The organism is Streptomyces sp. NPDC002130 (genome assembly GCF_040296465.1).
Taxonomy (GTDB): domain Bacteria; phylum Actinomycetota; class Actinomycetes; order Streptomycetales; family Streptomycetaceae; genus Streptomyces.
Map to the genome: position 1 here is coordinate 1 of NZ_JBEOXI010000811.1, position 1,463 is coordinate 1,463.

Consider the following 1,463-nt stretch of genomic DNA (forward strand, 5'->3'; position numbering starts at 1 on the left):
AGTTGGACCACGCGGTCGGCCATGACGCCTCGTGCCGGATTGCCGAGAGATGCGGGTTCCCGTACGAGGGCACCCTGCGCGGCGCGATCTTACGGTGGCTGCAACAGCGTCGAGGCGAACGGGGTCCACCATCCCGCCCAGACCTCCACGCAGGAACAACATGTCAGCCTCGATGAGCGACAACCGATCCCACCACTGCGGATCCGGTCGGCGGAACTGCTCGAGCGCGGATCGCGTCATCGAGCGATCGAACGTCAGCGCCGCGCGCGGATGCCGCACCAAACTTGTTGTGGCGTGCCACAGTTCTGGCACACTCGGCAATTTCCTCGCGAACACCTGTTCCGGGTCACCTGCGCGTAGTGGCAACGGTGCTTCCTCGATGACCAACTTCCGTACCGCCGTGGGGCGTTTCTGAGCGATCAACGACGCCGCGTGCCCGCCGAGCGAATGACCGACCAGATCCACCTGGTCGAGTTCGAGATGATCACACACGTCCATGACGTCGTCGGCGAACTCGTCGAAGAGATACGACGACGCCCGAGCGCTCCGGCCGTGGCCGCGAAGATCGACCGAGACAACTCGTCGGTTGCGCGATCGCAAGGTCCGCGCGAACTTGTCCCAGGTACCGCTGTCGCCGCCCATCCCGTGCACGAGGATTACCGGAGGCAGATCGGCGACACCGGGATGCGAACCGGAATCGCGGTAGCTGATCTGGACCCCGCCGGCACTTCGTACGTTAGCGACACTCACGAGTTCCCAGGATAGACCTGTCCTCGCGAATTGCTGACAGCCGGGGCGAACTGCGAGGACGTGCACATCAAGGTCAAGGTCTCGACGCGAGTGGGGTGGTGCGCGGCGATCCACTGGCTGACAGCGCCGCCGAGGGAGAGCCCGACCAGATGTACGGACTCGAGTTCGAGCGAATCGAGGAGAGCGATGACATCGCCGCCGAGATCGGCAATGGAGTAGGGGCCGGCGGGAACCGGTGACTTGCCGTGGCCGCGATGGTCGACGGCGATGACGCGGTAGCGATTCGACAGCGCGTGAATCTGCGGCTGCCACATGGACAGATCGGATCCGAGTGACCCCAGGAGAACCACTGCGGGAGCATCAGGAATGCCGGTCTGTTGAAAGTTGAGCGCGACGCTCATCGAGATCCTCCTGTAGGGCGTTCGGCGAGGGCGCGGTCGACCAGATCGGTGGCGTGGCCCAGATAGTGTGCGGGGTCGAGCAATTCGGCGATCTCGGTTTCGCTCAGGTGTTCTGCGACAGCGGGATCTCGATCCAGTCCGACCCCGGAAGTGGCTGCCGCTGTGACGATGTCGCGCGCTCGATCAGTGTGTGCGGACAGAGCCTTGGTGACACGCTCGGCAAGAATCAGGCCACCGGTGATGTCGAGATTGCGAGCCATCGACTCGGTGTGTACTTGCAGGCCGGTGAGGCTCACGGAAAGCTGGTGCGCC

The 1,463-nt window shown here is 64.0% G+C and carries 1 protein-coding gene and 2 pseudogenes; all 3 read right to left on the reverse strand.

Annotation, left to right across the window (positions count from 1 at the left end; genetic code table 11):
* Positions 1 to 192 precede the first annotated feature (192 nt).
* Positions 193 to 864: pseudogene (locus ABT116_RS45805) on the reverse strand (alpha/beta fold hydrolase); the annotation flags it as partial.
* Complete coding sequence (locus tag ABT116_RS45810; RefSeq protein WP_351647095.1) at positions 747 to 1,151, reverse strand: alpha/beta fold hydrolase; 405 nt, start codon at positions 1,149 to 1,151, stop codon at positions 747 to 749. The pseudogene ABT116_RS45805 and the gene ABT116_RS45810, both read right to left, overlap by 118 nt.
* Positions 1,148 to 1,463, reverse strand: a pseudogene (locus ABT116_RS45815) (3-carboxy-cis,cis-muconate cycloisomerase); the annotation flags it as partial. The pseudogene ABT116_RS45815 and the gene ABT116_RS45810, both read right to left, overlap by 4 nt.

Bases quoted from the DNA above. Each gene is read 5' to 3' on its own strand.
- ABT116_RS45810 (WP_351647095.1), bottom strand. From the start codon at position 1,151: ATGAGCGTCGCGCTCAACTTTCAACAGACCGGCATTCCTGATGCTCCC.